This window comes from Empedobacter brevis NBRC 14943 = ATCC 43319, from assembly GCF_000382425.1.
In the GTDB taxonomy this organism is placed as follows: domain Bacteria; phylum Bacteroidota; class Bacteroidia; order Flavobacteriales; family Weeksellaceae; genus Empedobacter; species Empedobacter brevis.
In genome coordinates this window covers 55182-73818 of the sequence record NZ_KB908293.1, presented here as the reverse complement: position 1 = coordinate 73818, position 18637 = coordinate 55182, and the positions used below count along the sequence as shown (strand labels likewise).

The following is an 18637-nucleotide window of genomic DNA, read 5'->3' as shown; positions in this document are numbered from 1 at the left end:
GGAGCTATGGGAATATTATTATTAATGATATTGGTTAGTGTCTCGTTGGGGGCTATTTTCTTGCTTTTATTCTTCTTAGGATATAAGAAAGGGCAATTTGATGAAGACGAATCTCCTGCAGTGAGAATGTTAAAAGATGATAAAAAAACACAAGATAAAATCGACTCATAATGCAAATGCAGACTTTTAGTTACGACAATAAGATCGTAAAGTATTTTCTTTATGCCACATTGTTTTGGGCAGTTATGGCATTTTTCTTTGGAGTATTGGTTGCAACTTTGTTGTTTTTTCCTACTTTACCAGAATACATCTTCGGATCGGATGATGGGACAATTGGAGGAAACATTCAAGGATTAATCAATTCGCAGGGAAAGCTAGGTTTTGGTAGATTAAGAATGATTCATACAACATTTGCGGTGTTCGCATTCGTTGGAAACTCTTTCTTTACCGGAGCTTATTATTCATTACAACGATTGTTGAAAACCAGAATGTACAGCGATGTTTTAAGCTGGATCATATTCTGGGGATGGCAATTGTTTATTGTATTATCATTTGTGACATTTATGTTAGGATACAATACTTCAAAAGAGTATGCTGAGCATGAGTGGCCAATTGATATTTTAATCGCATTGATTTGGGTATTGTTTGGAACACAAATGTTCTTGACAATTTCAAAACGTCGTGTTAGACACTTATATGTGGCCATTTGGTTCTATATCGGAACATGGGCGGCGATTACAATGTTACATGTATTCAATAACTTAGAAATTCCGGTAACTTTCAGCTTGACTGCTCCTAAATCGTATTCTTTATACTCAGGGGTTCAAGATGCATTGGTACAATGGTGGTATGGACACAATGCAGTTGCATTCTTCCTTACAACTCCAATCTTAGGTTTGATGTATTATTTCGTGCCTAAAGCGGCTAATAGACCTGTGTTCTCATACAAATTGTCTATCATCCACTTCTGGTCATTAATCTTCATTTATATCTGGGCTGGGCCTCACCACTTGATTTATACTTCTTTGCCAGGTTGGGCACAGGCAGTAGGAACAGGTTTCTCAATCATGTTGATTGCTCCGTCTTGGGGAGGAATGTTGAATGGATTGTTGACATTACGCGGTGCTTGGGATAAAGTAAGAGAAAATCCTATTTTGAAATTCTTTGTTGTAGCCTTAACATGTTATGGTATGGCAACATTTGAAGGACCTTTATTAGCAACAAAAACATTAAATAAAATTGGACACTTTACAGACTGGGTACCTGCACACGTTCACGTTGGTACATTAGGATGGAATGGATTTATCGCATTTGGTATGATCTATTACTTAGTGCCAAAACTTTTCAATACAAAATTAGCATCTGTAAAAATGGCGAATGCACATTTCTGGATTGCTACTTTCGGTATCTTATTTTGGGTTATCCCAATGTATGTAGCAGGGTGGACACAAGGTTTAATGTGGAAACAATTCGCTGCAGACGGAACATTAGAGTATGGTAACTTCTTACAAACGGTTACGATCCTTAAACAATGGTTATACCCATTACGCGCGTTCGGAGGAACATTGTACTTAATTGGTACGTTTATGATGATCATAAATGTGATTAAGACAGTTAAAACAGGATATTTTGTAGCAAATGAAGAGGCAGAAGCTCCTGCATTAGCTCCAAAAACAGCGGCACGTACTCAAGGAGAAGGCGTACACTCTTGGATTGAAAGAACACCAATTGTTTTAACAATCGGAGCTGTATTAACTTTAGCAGTTGGAGGATTGGTAGAAATTGTTCCTACAATTGTTGTGAAATCAAATGTACCAACAATAGCAAGTGTAAAACCTTACACGCCATTAGAATTGGAAGGTCGTGATTTGTATATTAGAGAAGGTTGTAATGCTTGTCATACACAAATGATTCGTCCATTCCGTGATGAAGTAAAACGTTATGGAGAATATTCTAAAGCAGGTGAATTTGTTTATGATCATCCATTCTTATGGGGTTCTAAGAGAACAGGTCCGGACTTACATCGTGAAGGAGGTAAAAATCCAGATGCTTGGCACTACAAACATATGTGGAATCCACGTTCTACATCAGACGGTTCTATCATGCCTCGTTACCCATGGTTAATTGAAAACAAATTGGATCGTGAATTGACGCGTGATAAAATGAAATCGATGGTTGCTTTAGGAGTACCATATGCGCAAGAAGATTTCGACAGTATGCAAGTTTCTATGGATAAACAAGCTTTGGCAATTGAAACAAGTATCTTTAAAGATGCAGCCGATTTGAAAGAATTGTATGCGAAGAAAGCTACTGAAGCTAAGGCCGAAGGAAAAGAATTTGTACCATTGAGAGATCGTGAGATAACAGCTTTAATCGCTTACTTACAACGTTTAGGTATCGATATCAAAGCGGATCAAATTGAGACAGCAAGTAACTAATGTTAAAATATTATAAAGAATTCTTTTCTCAGTATGAGTATGCATCTTTGTTGCAGACCTTAACCTTAATTGGATTTATCCTTGTATTTGTAACGATATTTATAAAAGTAATAAAAAGACCGAAAGGTTATTACAAAGACAATGAGTCAGCAGCTTTAGATTTAGAACCAGAAGAGAACGAAAAAAATAATACAAAATGAGACAACGTACCCCGGCTTATATATTTATCCCATTAACGCTATTAGCAGTAATCTTAGCGTTTACAATGGTGACGCCAGTAGATGTGGTGCCTGAACCAGGTTTCCAAGGAATGATCCACAATTTATTGGAACATTTGAAACATGTGTTTACACAAGGAATCTTCTGGGCAGTATTAGCAGTTGCAATTGTGATGCTTTTAATTATTAATGCTTTAAATAAAGTTATTGAAGCAGAAAAATTTAAAAGATTATCGGAAGAAGAACAAGCGAAATATTTAGAAGATGGTAAAATCGGTTACTTCAAACGTTTATTCGGTAGTGCTTCTAAAAAACAGTCTGATAAAGAAGAAGAAGCAATCATCTTAGACCATGGTTTTGATGGTATTAAAGAGTTGGACAATGCTTTACCTCAATGGTGGTTATCATTATTCTATTTCGGAGTTGTATTTATGGTCGTTTATGTGATGGCATACAGTTTTACAGACTTTGCACACAGTGATAAAGAGTACGAAGAAGAAATGGTTTATAAAGATGCACAAGATAGTATCTGGGCCGTAGCGAATGATATTGATATCACCGGAGCTATAAATAAATCAAATGATCCGGCAATAGTAGAGCAAGGTCAAAAATTATTTAACCAACATTGTACTCAATGTCATATGGAAGGTGGTAAAGGAGGTATTGGACCAAACTTAACGGATGATTACTGGGTGAATCATGTAGAAGATAGTTTATTTAAGAACATCTATCATATTGTTTATGACGGATCTCCTAAAAACCCTCAGATGCGTGCTTTTGGACAACGTAAAGAATTATCAGGTTTAGCAATCGAAAAAATTGCTTCTTATGTATATTACATCAACCAAAAAGAACCGACTAAGACAGTTGCTGAAGGTGCAGCTGCTCCACAAGGTGATTTGATGGATGCATGGAAACAAAAGTAATTCGTTAAAACAATTACAACAAATATCATATTGAAAGAGAGCTTATTTATAAGCTCTCTTTTCTTTTTTAGTCGTAAATTTGTATACATTTAAAATTCACTAAAATGAGTGTTCAAAATTCTGATCCAAAAGATGAATTTAACTTAGATAGTTATTTGGAAGAAAATAGCCAAATGAATGAAGATGTTCGTAGTTCCATTGGTACAATGGAAAGAACAGGAGAGCGTAAATGGGTTTATCCTAAAAAACCAAAAGGGAAGTTTACAAACTATAGGAGTTATGTAAGTTATGTTTTATTAGCTTTATTAATCTTAACACCATTTTTCAAATTACCCAATGGAAACCCGTTGTTCAAATTTGATGTCTTGCATAGCCAGTTTATCTTATTTGGTTTCCCTTTCTTTACATCAGATTTCTTCCTCTTAGCACTGGGAATGATTACATCTATTATCTTCATCGTATTATTTACAATGGCTTATGGTCGTTTGTTTTGTGGATGGGTTTGTCCGCAAACAATTTTTTTGGAAATGGTTTTTCGAAAAATAGAATATGCAATAGAAGGCGATAGAGCAAAACAAATAAGACTCGATAAACAAGAATGGGACGAAGAAAAAATTCGTAAAAAATTATTGAAATGGACCATTTTTGCTATTATTTCATTCATTATCGCCAATGTATTCTTAGCTTATATTATTGGTGCAGATGCTTTGTATGATGTAATTAAAGAAGGACCGGCAGATAATGTTGGAACATTAATCGGTTTAGGATTCTTTTCTGCAATGTTTTATTTCGTATTCGCATGGTTTCGCGAACAAGCTTGTACACTAGTTTGTCCTTATGGACGTTTTCAAGGAGTTTTGATTGATTCGCATACAATCAATGTAACATATGATTTTAAACGTGGAGAGTCAACAGCTGGTCGCGCAAAATTCAAAAAGAATGAAGACCGTGAAGCTGCAGGTAAAGGAGATTGTATTGACTGTGGTCAGTGTGTAGTTGTTTGTCCTACAGGAATTGATATTCGAAACGGAATTCAGTTAGAATGTGTAAACTGTACAGCTTGTATTGATGCATGTGATGAAGTAATGGAGAAAGTTGGTTTTCCAACAGGATTGATTCGTTATGCTTCTGAAGATGATATTAAGCGTGGAGAGAAATTTAAGTTTACAAAACGATTGGCAGCTTATACATTTGCACTTTTAATATTAATCGGAGCAATGACGGCTTTCCTTTTCTCCCGTTCAGATGTAGAATCAAAATACCTTAAAGTTCCCGGTACAGATTATAAAGTAGAAGGGCAGTACTATGTGAATCAATTTGAATATACATTGTATAATAAAACAAATGCAGATCAAATCGTTACACTTAAATTGTTATCTCATAAAAATTCTAAAGTAGAAATGTTTGAAGGAGTGAACAAATTGAACATGGAAAAAGGACAAATTGTTCAAGGTAAATTTTTCTTGAAAATTCCGATGAACGAGGTAAAATCTTACAAAGAAAAAGTGGTAATTGGTTTAGTAAATCAAAAAGGAAAAGTAATAGACAAATACGAAACGAGCTTTTCAGCTCCTTTTAAATATTAGAAAATATGAAATTAAATTGGGGACATGGTGTAGCAATAGCATTGGGATGTTTTATGATTTTCATTCTATCATTACTATTTATGGCGGGTGATACAGGAGGAATGGTAACCGACAATTATTACGAAAAAGAGATTCATTTTCAAGATGAGATCAATGCTGAAAAAAAAGCAAATGAATTAGCAGAGAAACCAGAAATATTGATTCAGGCAAATGGTTTCTTGGTTCAGTTTCCAACATCTACGGCAGACAACTTTAAAGGAGAAATCTTTTTATTGAGAAATGAGGATGAAACGAAAGACATCAGAACACCAATTCGTTTAAATGACAAGAAAAATTTCTTGGTTCCATCTGTTAAATTGGTTGATGGAGAATATGAATTAACCTTAAGCTGGAAAGAGAATAATCAAGCATACTTGATTAAAAAGTCCATCCGATGGATTTCACAATAATATTTATAGCTTTATCAATAGGTCTTACTTCATCCTTGCATTGCGTAGGGATGTGTGGGCCTATTGCTTTATCATTAGGCTTAGAATCTCAAGATAAATTAAAGTTTACGCTTCGTAACTTAACATATCAAATAGGGAGGGTGACGACGTATACTATTTTAGGAACCATTTTAGGTTTAATAGGAGAGTCATTTTCATTTGTAGGATTACAAAATTATTTGAGTATCCTTATTGGAGTTTTAATGATTATTATGGTGATGATTCCCAAATTTTATGAAAACGGAGCAACTCAACTTCGCCCTGTAAATGCCTTGATGGTAAAAGTGAAAATCACTCTTGGTAAATTTTTGATCAAAAAAGATTCTTCTTCTCTTTATATAGTTGGTCTTTTAAACGGCCTTTTACCTTGTGGAATGGTATATGCTTCGTTAACGGCTGCCATTGGTTTGGGATCAGTTTATAAAAGTGCACTATTTATGTTCTTCTTCGGACTAGGAACGTTGCCTTTGATGTTTGCAACCGTTTTATTTGGTAACTTTTTATCAGTAAAACAACGTCAGACCATCTTAAGAATCTTACCTATTATTACACTAATTCTTGGCGTTTTATTTATTCTTCGCGGGTTAGAACTTAATATACCATTTATTTCACCATCAGAAGATGCATTGCAACTTAACGGGATGGATAATCATTGCATGTAGTTTATTTATCAATTGACTTTTAGTTAATTGTGTGGATGTTGATATAATTCTATTCCATTAATATTATGATCTGAGATGACAAATGAAGAATATGGTTTTAATTTTTCTTTTACAAGAAATGTATTTTTTCAAAAAGTGAAAAAAATGTTACATTTGACCTTGCATTAAAAGAAAATGGACAAGTATACTTTTCAGCAGCTCGTTTCCGCCATAGGGATTTTTATGGTGTTTTTGCTTGCCCTGTTTTTGGTTACTGTAAAGACCAAGCACAAACTATCAAACTGTCTGCTGGCATTTTTTCTTTTCACCAATGCGGTTGATGCCATCAAGTTTTTGCAACGCGGATTTCCGGTTAATTATATCAACCTCGAGGCATTTCGTTGGAGTTTTGTCTATTTGTTTTCGGCTGCGTTTTACCTTTACGTGTTATCTGTTTGTTACACCAATTTTCGGTTAAAAGCGAAGCATTTACTGCATGCAATTCCGTTTTTAGCGTTTAATGTATTTATAATGTGGGGAATTATTTTTGTAGATCGACCTGCGAAAATAAAATTTATAAACAGCATGGGCGATATGTCGCTTTGGCAATTTTTTCTCATCCTTTTTGAAGTGCTGTTTCAAGTCTATTTTATTGCCTCGTTTTTAGTAATTAGAAAGGCTAAAAAAGTCTATCTCGAAAATTACACCAATCCGAATATTTCTGCACTCAATGCCCTTTACAAAATAACAACACTCTATTACGTTTTGCATTTTATCGTCCTGATGAGATGGCTGGTTACCTTTATTTTTGGATGGGGAAAGGTTGAGCTCCGCGATTGGATTGTATGTCTTGATGGGCTCGCTTTTTTATTTTGTACCTGTTGGTATCTATTTGTCGCGTTAAATAATCCTGATTTTTTCCGAGGTGTGAATTCGGAATTAAAACCTATTAAAAAAGTGGTTTCTAAAGAAAAATCTATTTCCGAAATTAACGAGGAGAAAAATAAAGAAATCGAATCTTTAAAAGATTTTATGGTTAAAAACGAACCTTATCTCGATTCATCATTAACGATTCAGGATTTGGCGGAACAAGTTGAAATGCCTGTGAAGGATTTATCTACTTTAATTAATTTGTACATGGACAAACATTTTTTCGATTTCGTAAATGAATACCGAATTGAAAAAGCCATGCAAATTCTAAAAGATCCTTCTCAAAAAGAGTTGACCGTTTTGGAAATTTTGTATCAAGTTGGATTTAATTCTAAATCTTCGTTTAATACTTCCTTCAAAAAATATACGGGAAAAACGCCAACCGATTTTCGAAAAGAACCCTTATAAAATCGTATTATTTTTCGAAAAATGAGTTCGATTTTTTTTAGTCGGTCGTATATTAAAGCGTTTTGACGCATTTTTGCAACAAAATAATGAATATCGAATATGAATTATAATCCAACAGTTTCGCAAATGAAAAATGCTATCTTTTTCTTTTTCCTGATTTTTTCAAGTTTCACTTTTGCTCAAAATATCAACGAAAAAATCAAATCTTTTGAGCATAATTTAAACGCTTGGGACAAGACTAAACATAAAAAATCGACCTTAAAGGAGCGAATGGATTTTTACGAAGTGAATGCCGTAAGTATTGCTGTCGTTAAAGATTACAAAATAGAATGGGTAAAAGCCTACGGTTTTGCTGATGTGTCCGAGAAAAGACCGACAACCACGGAAACGCTTTTTCAGGCGGCTTCGATTAGTAAATCGTTTAACAGTTTGGGAATTCTAAGGCTGGTTGAGGCACAAAAACTAAATTTAGATCAGGATATTAATATCTTTTTAAAAACGTGGAAATTCCCTTATGATTCCATTTCAAAAGGGAAAAAAATCAACATTGCGCAATTGTTAAATCACACGGCTGGACTTTCTGTTGGTGGTTTTGGCGGTTACGAAAAAGGACAAGCTTTGCCGAGTATCACTCAAATTCTGGATGGTGTAAAACCTGCAAATTCTAATGCGGTTCGTTCGATTTTTGAACCCGGTTTGAAGTTCCAATATTCAGGTGGCGGAACGACAGTTTCTCAATTAATTTTGGAAGATACAACTGGCGAAAAATACGCAGATTATATGCTGAAAAATGTGTTGCAACCTTTAGGGATGGCGCAAAGTTCTTTCAATCAACCACCTTCTGCGGACAAGAAAAATCTTTTAGCAACGGGTTACAATGGAAAGGTTCAAGTTGTTGGTAAATATCATATTTATCCTGAACAAGCCGCAGCTGGTTTATGGACAAACCCGACAGATTTGGCAAAATACATCATCGAAACCCAATTGTCATTACAAGGGAAATCCAACAAAGTTCTTTCAAAAGAAATGTCAATAAAAAGACTTGAAAATAATTTTGGCGTATTTGTTCAAAATTATAACGGGACAAAATACTTTGGTCACAGTGGCGGAAATGAGGGATTTGTCTGCCATTACATTGGAAGTTTGGAGGATGGTAACGGCGTTGTTGTGATGACCAACGGTAGAAATATGCAACTGGTAAATGAAATTGTTTCGAGCATAGCCAATCTAAATCAATGGAAAAATTATCCTTTTGAACCCATAAAAGAATCGATTTCTTTAACGATTAAAAAAGTAGCAAATCAAAACATCGATAAAGGTATTGAGCTTTACAAAAAATTAAAACTAACAAAACCAAACGATTATAATTTTTCGGATAAAAGTGAATTGAATACGCTGGGTTACGAATTTTTAAAGAATAACAAAATAGATGACGCCATTAAGATTTTTACATTGAATATTAATGAATTTCCAGATGTGGCAAATGCGTATGACAGCCGTGGCGAAGCCTATTTTAATAAAAAAGATTATGCAGCATCGAAAGCTGATTATCAAAAAGTAGTAGAGCTGGAGCCTACGAATCAAAATGCAAAAGAAATGCTTTTAAAAATCGAAAATATTTTAAAAAAATAAAGAAATTAAACATTTATGAAAATATATCATCTCGCAAAAAGCATCGGCTATCTATTCGTTTTATTGATGATATTCAGTTGCAGCACCAGAAATAGTATAACCGAAAAAAGCACAACTTATACCGCTGAAATTGATTTCTTAATGACAAAATCCTACGAAAGAGATTTGTTCAACGGAAATGTTTTGGTTGCCAAAAAAGGAAAAATCATCTATCAAAAATCATTTGGTTTTACTGATGAAACAAAACAAACGCCCTTAACGAAAAATTCAATTTTAAATTTTGGCTCTATTGCAAAGCAGTTTAATGCAGTTGCTATTATGATGTTAGTAGAACGTGGTCAACTACATCTTGACGATCCGATTTCCAAATTTGATTTGGGATTACCAAAATGGTCCGAAAAGGTGACGACAAGACATTTGATTAATTACGCCAGCGGAATTCCTCGGATTGAAAATAAAATGATCGTTCCGAAAAATGATGAAGAAGCTTGGAAGATTTTGAGAAAAACGGATACGTTGTTATTTGAGCCTGGAAAGGGTTATAGATACGATAATGGCAATGTTTTTTTGCAAAGAAGAATTATTGAAAAGATAACAGGAATGACTTTCCAAGATTTTGTTACTAAAAACATTATCAAACCGTTGAAAATGACCAATTCCGTTTTTGACGCAAAATCAGGGTATAAAAACCGAACGTCTTGTTATGATATGGACAATGTCCGTTGCCTGGAAATGGAGTTTATCAGCGGTTGGGTTTGGTTGGATATCAATGATATGTACAAATGGATTGATGCGATGAATCATAATCGTTTGATTTCCAGAAAATCCTTTGACACATTGTTGAATAATCCGTATGCAAAAGAAGAAGGTGCTTCTCTTGGTAGATATTATGAAGAAGATGAATTGCAGCGTCACAACGGTATTTCATATAAATTTGAATCTATTCTATTAAATGATATGAAAAATGATGTCATTGTAATTCTGGCATCCAACAATCGGAATAAAGTTTGGGATTTAGGTCATACCATTCGCTACATTACGCTGGGAAAAACCTACCAAATTCCTAAAAAATCCGTTTATCAAGCCTTAAGAAAAGAGGCGAAAACCAATGTGAATAAAGCGATTGAAAATTATTATCAACTGAAAAAAACGTCAGAGAAGGAATACAGTTTTGACAATCCAAGCGAACTCAACACGTTGGGCTACGAATTACTACGAGCGGGCAAAATCAACGAGTCCATCAAAATATTTCAATTGGTTGTAAAAGAGTTCCCAAATAACGCAAGTGTTGCCGATAGTTTAGGCGAAGCTTACCTTACGAACAAGCAATATGATTTGGCTTTAGAATGGTACAACAAAGCAATCAGCCTTGGCGGAACCAATGGGAATGCGGAAAAAATGATTGAGAAAATCGAGAAAACAAAAATTAAATAATTGATTATATTCAATGTAAATCTCACAACACCTTTTATGTTAACATAAAAGGTGTTGTGGGTTTAAGTCATGTCCAACTTTTATCCTTACAAAATAAATTGTATTTTTGACGTTATCACTATATGTAGTGTAACTAAATAAACTTCAGAATGATAACACAACTAAGAGGTAAATTAATCGAAATTTACCCAACAAATGCTGTAATAGATTGTAATGGTGTCGGATATTGGGTCAATATTTCACTTAATACATATTCAACGTTAGAGCAGGAGGAACTTGTTACAATTTTTACACATTTAATTGTCCGCGAAGATGCACATATCCTGTATGGCTTCGCTACAAAGCTGGAAAGAGAAATTTTTCAGAAATTAATTAGTGTTAATGGTGTAGGTCCGGCATCAGGAATGATGATTATCTCTACTTTGTCTTCAAAAGAAATCGCAACAGCTATTGCAGGAGAAGATGCCAAATTATTACAAAGTGTAAAAGGAATTGGAGCTAAAACGGCTCAAAGAATCATTATCGATTTGAAGGATAAATTGGATCAAAATTTAATATTAGACATTAATTCTACTTCGGTTAAAAATAAATCTAAAAATGAAGCGTTATCTGCTTTAGAAGTTTTAGGAATTCCTAAAAAATCTGCAGAGAAAATAATGGATAAAATCTTACAAGATCAACCAGATGCAGACGTGGAATTCTTAGTAAAAGAAACCTTGAAGAAAATTTAATGAAGATTCACAGCGAACCAAAATCTATTCGTAAAGGCTCTACTATAGCTGCTTTATGTTTTCTATTTGCAATAGGAAATATGGGCGATGTTATGGCTCAGGAAAATGATACACTAAAGTTTCCGATACGAGATCAAAAAGGTGGATTGTTTTTAGATAATCAAATAAAATACGATGTACATTATGATGCCATAAAGCGTCAATATATCTTATATCCTCAAATCGGGACGAGCTTAGTTTCTGAACCGATTTATTTGACACGTCAAGAATATCTGACATTGGTTCAGAATCAAGACATGAAAAATTATTTCCGAACGAAATCTCAAACCAATGATCAATTTTATCGTGAGGAAAGATTTGGAGACAAAGAAGGAAAGAAAGAAAGTAGCATATTACCAAGTTTTAGAGTAAAATCAAAAGCTTTTGAAACTATTTTCGGAGGTTCTGAAATTTCTTTAATTCCGCAAGGTTATGCAAGTTTGGACCTTGGTGTTTTCTTGCAAAAGATAGACAATCCAATGCTTTTACCACAGAATAGGCAAACCCTTACGATGGATCTTAATCAACGTATGCAGTTAAGTATTTTGGGAAAAGTTGGAGAGAATCTTCAAATGAAAGTGAATTATGATACCCAAGCTGGTTTTGGTTTTGAGAATCAAATGAAACTTCAATGGAGAAAAGCATTAGGAAATAAATTGGATCCGTTTGGAGGTGAAGACGATATTTTACAAAATGTGGAAGTCGGTAATATTTCGATGCCGTTAAGTACCTCTTTGATTACTGGTGCACAATCACTTTTTGGTGTTCGTACAGATTTAAAATTTGGACGTACCAATGTTTCAGCTGTATTTTCTGAACAGCGTTCAGAATCAAAAAATATAGTTGTGCAAGGTGGAGGTGTAATGACGGATTTTAAAATCGCTGCCGAGAAATATGAATACAACCGACACTTTTTCTTAGGACAATACTTCAGAAATAGTTATGATAGAGCTTTATCCAATTATCCTGCAATAAATAGTAATATTAATATTCAGCGAATTGAAGTATGGAAAGTTGATAAATCAGGAGGAAATCAACAAAACAGACGTTCAATTATAGCTTTAAGAGATATTGCAGAAAGTAATTTAGCGCCTAAGAATGATAATAATACACTATTTAAAGATATTTTAGATAGAGAATTTACGAAAATTAGCGACGCAAGAAGCTTCTTAAATAGCTACAACTTTAACGGTGAACAATTTCAAGATGGTGAAAACTTTATCGTTAATGAAAATGTACGGAAACTTGATGCTTCTGAATTTACCTTTTATCCAAAGTTAGGATACATTTCATTGAATACTCCATTAGTAGATGGAGAAGATTTATTGGCTGTTTCATTTCAATATACATTAAGTACAGATCCTGGAAAGTTGTATACTGTAGGGCAAATGTCTGATGAGACTGATAAACCTATTATAGCGAAATTAGTTAAACCAAATTCTGCTGTAAACGTGGCATCACCAATGTGGGATTTGATGATGAAAAATATCTATTCGTTAAATGCTTATGGTGTTTCGAATGAAGATTTTATGTTAAATATTAACTTCAAAGATAATAGTGAACAGTCTTCAGGGAAGTTAAATTATTTACCAAATTCAGCTGTATCAGAACAATCGTTACTTCAGGTTTTGAACATGGACAGGTTGAATTCAAACGGTCAATTGCAACAAAATCCTGACGGAAGTAAGGGAGATGGCTTATTTGATTTTGAATCAGGAATTACGATTGATACAGAAAGAGGAAATATTATTTTTACTACGAAAGAACCTTTTGGTAGTTATTTGAATGATAAATTACAAGGTCAAAATCAAGAATATGTTTTCAATCAAATTTACCGTCAATTACCTAATACACTTCCTGGAGAAAAATTAGCCAATCGCTATACATTGGAAGGACGCTATAAAGGGACTGTTTCGGACGGAATTCCTTTGGGAGCTTTCAATGTGCCTCAAGGATCTGTTAAGGTAACTTCCGGTGGGGCGATATTAACAGAGGGCATAGATTATACGGTAGATTATCAATTGGGTCGTGTAAAAATCATTAACGAACAGTTGAAAAATTCCGGTGCCCCAATTAATGTAGCATTGGAAAATCAATCAACATTTAACCTACAGAAGAAACGTTTCATGGGAGTGAATGTTGAGCATAAGTTTAGTGATAAATTTATGTTAGGCGGAACATTAATTAATTACCAAGAGCGTCCGGTTACACAAAAAACTCAATTTGGTTCAGAACCTGTTAATAACACAATTTTTGGACTGAATACACAATATAACTCAGAAGCTGAGTGGTTAACACGTTTAACAAATAAAATTCCGGGAATTAAAACGGATCAAATGTCGAACATTAGTGTTCAGGCAGAAGCGGCTTATTTAATGCCCGGTGTTAATAAAGTGACAGGAGGATATTCTTATATTGATGATTTTGAAGATTCTCAATCTCGTATAAGTTTACTTGATATTGGTTCTTGGAAATTTGGGTCAACGCCGGGAAAACCTGCAGGATATTCTGCTTCCGGTTTTCACCCGTTTTTCCCGAATGGAATGAAGAATGATGATTTATCGTTCAATAACGGTCGTCGTATGTTATCATGGTATACGATTGATCCTCGTTTTTATGGACTTGGAGGAAGTTCTCCTTTAACAGACCAGCAAATGTCTTCGCATATGGCTCGTCGAATTAAGTTGAGAGAGCTTTTTGATCAACGCGATGTAATGGCAGGAACGAACTCGTACATCAGCACATTAGATATGACTTTTTATCCGCAAGAACGTGGACCATATAATGTGAATCCTAATGCGACAGATACAAAGAATTGGGGAGCAATGATGCGTCCTATCTCAGTATCAAACTTCAAAGATTCTAATGTGGAGTATATCGAATTTTGGATGATGGATCCTTATGCAGATGGGAATGGAGGAGAAGGAGAATTATTGGTGCATTTAGGAAATGTTTCGGAAGATGTCTTGAAAGATGGAGAAATGATGTACGAAAATGGGATGCCACATTCAGGAAACGGAGCTGTTACAGTTTCTACGAAATGGGGATTAACGCCTCAATTAAATCCTATTTTATATGCGTTCGATACAGATGGAGCTGCTCGTAAACAGCAAGATTTAGGGTACAATGGATTGACAGATGAAGAAGAAGCACAACGTTACGGACTTACAAGTAATAATTTAGTGACGGGAGAATTAGATCCGGCGAATGATAATTATTTATTCTTCTTAGACGATCGTTTCAGAGGAGCATCAATAGGAAATACAGTACAGGATCGTTACCGTTATTTTAGAAATCCGCAAGGGAATAACTCCACAGATAACCCATTACATGCCTCTTCCTTGATTCCGGATACAGAAGATATTAACGGCGATTTCAATTTAGATCAAACAGAAAATTATAACCAATATACGTTAAAAATTGACCGTCAGAGTTTAGAGGATCCTAACAATAAATACATTGTTGCGAGGAAAGAGGTCGACGGAGAGTTTCCGGATAAAAGTAAACATAAAGTAAAATGGTACCAAGTTCGTATTCCGGTTGATAATTACGATTTAGATATTGATGGAGACGGTGTAGAAGAATTAAACAACGAAGCGTCTATTTCGCAAGCAGAAAGTGTTTTAACAGCTGCTCGTTTCATGCGTATGGTGATGCGAGGTTTTGAGCAGGAAACGACACTTCGTTTCGGAACGTTTGATTTAGTTCGTTCGGAATGGCGTCGCTATACAAAAAATGTTTACCCATTTATGGCTGCTGGAAATCAAGAAGGAGCAGAAGAGGATAAAAATATAGATGATTTAGAAGTAGGAGAAGTAAGTATTGAACGTAATGGAACTGATCGTCCTCGCTATATGATGCCTCCAGGTGTTTATCGCGAACAAACACAAGGAACGACAGGGTACCAATCGCAAAATGAGGCTTCGATGACCTTGAAAGCGAAATTCAAACCGGGAAGTACCTCAAAAGCTATTTTCAAGAACACAAATTTAGATTTGAGACGATACAAAAAAATGCAAATGTTTGTATCGGCACAAAACTTACTGGATAGAACATCGAACGCAATAGATAATGGTACAAAATTATTTATTCGTTTAGGAAGTGATTACACGGATAACTACTACGAGTATGAAATGCCTGTGAAGTATACGCCTCAAAGTTCAACGACTGAAAGTACTGTTTGGCCAGATGAAAACTTCATCGACCTTACAACAGATTTGTTCACAGAAGCAAAAAAACAAAGGGATGCAGATGGTTTCAGTACATTGCAGCGTTTTAACTTTGCGTTTGATCAGGAAAATCCTAATAAAACAGTTTATGTAAAAGGTCGCCCAACATTGGGTAATGTTTCATCTATAATGATTGGTGTACGTAACACTTCCGGATCAGCAGAGAAAGAAGTATTACTTTGGGTGAATGAACTTCGTTTAAGTGAAATTGATAACAAAGGCGGATATGCAGCAGCAGCAAATGTCCAATTCAATTTAGGAGATTTTGCAAATGTGCAAGTTTCAGGAAGCAAAAGTTCTGTAGGTTTTGGAGCAATAGATCAAGGACCTGCGAACCGTAATCAGGACGAATCGTTGCAATATGCTTTGAATGCGCAAGTAAAATTAGATAAATTCTTACCGAAGAAATGGGGAATGGAAATACCATTTGATTTTACCATTCAAGAAAGCTTTGTTGACCCGAAATATAATCCGTTGGATAATGATATTATTTTTGATGAAGCTCCTAATAAAGCAGAATTAGAGAAAGTTGTACGAACGTATACACAATTCAAGAGTTTTGCGTTCAATAATATTCGTAAAATCAGATCAACAAGTACTAACAGTCCTGTCAGATTCTACGATCCATCGAATTTCTCAGTCTCGATGATGTATTCGGATAATTATTACCGCGATATTTATACACAATATAATATCAATCAGCAATTGAGGGCTTCTTTAAACTATAGCTATGGATTCAAAGGGAAATCCTATGAACCATTTAAGAAATGGAGAGCTGTTCAGCCAAAAGAAGAATCGAGTAAATACCTACAATTTATTCGGGAGTTTAATATAAATCCGTTGCCAACACGCTTCTCTTTCCGAACAGAAATTGCGCGTACATATAGTGAAAGACAATACCGTGATATTAGCCAATATTTAGGAGGAGGTTCTTCAAGTTTGATTCGTCCTACTTACAGTAACAATTTCTTGTTTAATTGGCAGTATAACTTAGGATTTGATTTGACAAAATCGTTGAGATTAGATTTAACCTCTTCAACAATGACCTTGAATGACGGAACTACATTTCAACAAGCAGATCAAAGTTTGATTTGGCAAAATATGTTTACAATAGGTCGTCCTGTTCAGTATGATCAGCAGTTTCAGTTAAATTATAAATTGCCGTTGAAATTCTTCCCTTATTTAAATTGGATGAATATTGAAGCTGGATTTACATCAAATTACAATTGGATCGCAACGGCAACGGCTTATCGAAATTTTGAAACAGAAGTTGTAAATTCTGATGGATCGATTAAAACGCGAGATGCTACTTTAGGAAGAGGTACTGCCCAGAATTCGAATTCAATTAACTTAATAGGGGATTTAGATTTTACAAGATTTTATCCTGAATTTAAAGGTTATAAACGTTTCGATTCTATTTTAAAAGGTCGTCGTGCCGAAATTGACTCATTGAATACTGCTTATGCAACCTTATTTTCGAAGAAGCGTCGTACAAATAAAAAATCGGCATATAAATTCAAACATAAATTTACAGCCAAAGATTATGGATGGATGGTGTTATCATCTTTAAAGCGTGCAAATTTCACCTATAATCAACGGAATGGAGCTGTGATTCCAGGACTATTATATGAACCGGGATTTTTTGGCGTAGATGGTAAAAATGGACCAGGTTTAGGGTTTGTTTATGGAACGCAATTCGATATAAAACGACAACTGGTAGAAAGAGGTTTAGTTGTCGGAGATGAATTGATGACGGATGCTTATCAAATTACAAAAGGAAGCGATTTTAATGCAACTGCTTTGATTGAACCAATTCCGGATTTACGAATTGACTTGAATGCGAAACGAATGAAAGATCGTCGTATTTATCATTCCGGATTTAATCTGGCTGTTCAAAATCCTTATATCGATGAGCTGACAAATCTTAATATCTCCACAGTTAATATCAGAACAGCGTTTAAAGATGGTGATGCGATTTTTGAACAATTTTTAGCCAATACGAAAACAATTTCTGGACGTTTAGGAAGAACGAGAGGAAGTTCAGAAAATGAAGATTTAGGGTACTACGAAGGATTTAGTGAAAAAAGTTCAGATGTACTTTTACCGGCATTTTTATCAGCGGTGCAAGGAAAAGATGCGAGCGGTTATAAATTAGGTTATAACAGGTCGATTCCAATTCCGAACTGGAGAATAACGTATACCGGATTAAAATCTATTCCAATTGTAAATAAGTATTTTGATAATGTAGAAATTTCAAGTGCGTACAACTCTACTTATACAACAACAGGAGTTCAATCTAATCCAAACTATATGTTAGATGCAGGAGTATTAAACGGAGGAACGGTAACAGGAACAGATAGTAATGGAAATTTCTATACAAGGAATTTGTATGGGGCTGTTACAATGATCGAGTCTTTTTCTCCATTAATGGGAGTAGATTTAACGTTTCGTAACAGTATGCAATTACGAGCACAATATAATAGAGATCGTCTGTTATCGCTAAGTGCAGTGAATTACACATACACAGAGGACTATGGGTCTGAATATATTTTAGGATTTGGATATATTTTCAAAGATTTCAAAATGAAAATCCGTTACCAAGGAAGCCAAAAAACAATTAAAGGTGATCTGAATATACGAGGAGATTTCTCTTTAAGAGATAATCAAACAACGATTAGGAAAATAGTAGATGTCTTTGGAGATATAAATGATCCTGGTAAAAAAACTGGTGTAGGAGGAGATTCTCAAATAACGGGAGGTCAGCGAATTATGACATTTAAATTAACGGCAGATTACAACGTGAGTAAAAACCTGAATGTGAGATTCTATTGGGATCAGATGATGAGTAAATATAAAATTTCAACAGCTTTTCCAATTTCTCAAATTCGTGCCGGATTTAGTGCTACCTTTACATTCGGAAATTAAAAAACAATAAAA

At 34.7% G+C, this 18637-nt stretch carries 12 protein-coding genes; all 12 read left to right on the top strand.

The genetic code is table 11. The features are described from left to right. The first annotated feature begins 6 nt into the window (after positions 1–6). The 12 genes from ccoS to sov all read left to right on the top strand — a co-directional run bounded on the left by ccoS (position 7) and on the right by sov (position 18625). Positions 7–171 carry a cbb3-type cytochrome oxidase assembly protein CcoS gene (gene ccoS, locus H277_RS0105705; RefSeq protein WP_019974626.1) on the top strand — a complete coding sequence of 55 codons (165 nt, stop codon included), beginning with the start codon at positions 7–9 and terminating at the stop codon, positions 169–171. Then, entirely contained in the window at positions 171–2438 is a 2268-nt protein-coding gene (gene ccoO / locus H277_RS0105700; RefSeq protein ID WP_026357429.1) for a cytochrome-c oxidase, cbb3-type subunit II, read from the top strand. The genes ccoS and ccoO overlap by 1 nt, the downstream gene beginning before the upstream one ends. Then, entirely contained in the window at positions 2438–2638 is a 201-nt protein-coding gene (locus tag H277_RS0105695) for a hypothetical protein (RefSeq protein ID WP_019974624.1), read from the top strand. Before ccoO ends, H277_RS0105695 begins: the two co-directional genes overlap by 1 nt. Then, entirely contained in the window at positions 2635–3582 is a 948-nt protein-coding gene (locus tag H277_RS0105690; RefSeq protein WP_019974623.1) for a cbb3-type cytochrome c oxidase N-terminal domain-containing protein, read from the top strand. Before H277_RS0105695 ends, H277_RS0105690 begins: the two co-directional genes overlap by 4 nt. A 104-nt stretch (positions 3583–3686) precedes the next feature. Further along, positions 3687–5168 (top strand): cytochrome c oxidase accessory protein CcoG, encoded by a 1482-nt coding sequence (gene ccoG, locus H277_RS0105685; protein ID WP_019974622.1) that lies wholly within the window; start codon positions 3687–3689, stop codon positions 5166–5168. Positions 5169–5173: 5 nt separating this feature from the next. Further along, on the top strand, positions 5174–5617 hold the full coding sequence (locus H277_RS0105680; protein WP_019974621.1) for a FixH family protein: 444 nt from the start codon (positions 5174–5176) through the stop codon (positions 5615–5617). Continuing rightward, complete coding sequence (locus H277_RS0105675) at positions 5602–6318, top strand: sulfite exporter TauE/SafE family protein (protein WP_026357428.1); 717 nt, start codon at positions 5602–5604, stop codon at positions 6316–6318. Before H277_RS0105680 ends, H277_RS0105675 begins: the two co-directional genes overlap by 16 nt. A 174-nt stretch (positions 6319–6492) precedes the next feature. After that, on the top strand, positions 6493–7635 hold the full coding sequence (locus H277_RS0105670; RefSeq protein WP_019974619.1) for a helix-turn-helix domain-containing protein: 1143 nt from the start codon (positions 6493–6495) through the stop codon (positions 7633–7635). 99 nt (positions 7636–7734) lie between these two features. Continuing rightward, entirely contained in the window at positions 7735–9267 is a 1533-nt protein-coding gene (locus tag H277_RS18690) for a serine hydrolase (RefSeq protein WP_019974618.1), read from the top strand. A 15-nt stretch (positions 9268–9282) separates the two neighbouring features. Beyond that, positions 9283–10701, top strand: coding sequence for a serine hydrolase domain-containing protein (locus H277_RS0105660; protein ID WP_051094530.1), 1419 nt, complete (start codon positions 9283–9285; stop codon positions 10699–10701). 149 nt (positions 10702–10850) lie between these two features. Next, entirely contained in the window at positions 10851–11432 is a 582-nt protein-coding gene (gene ruvA, locus H277_RS0105655; protein ID WP_019974616.1) for a Holliday junction branch migration protein RuvA, read from the top strand. After that, positions 11432–18625, top strand: coding sequence for a T9SS outer membrane translocon Sov/SprA (gene sov, locus H277_RS0105650; protein ID WP_019974615.1), 7194 nt, complete (start codon positions 11432–11434; stop codon positions 18623–18625). Before ruvA ends, sov begins: the two co-directional genes overlap by 1 nt. Positions 18626–18637: the final 12 nt, after the last annotated feature.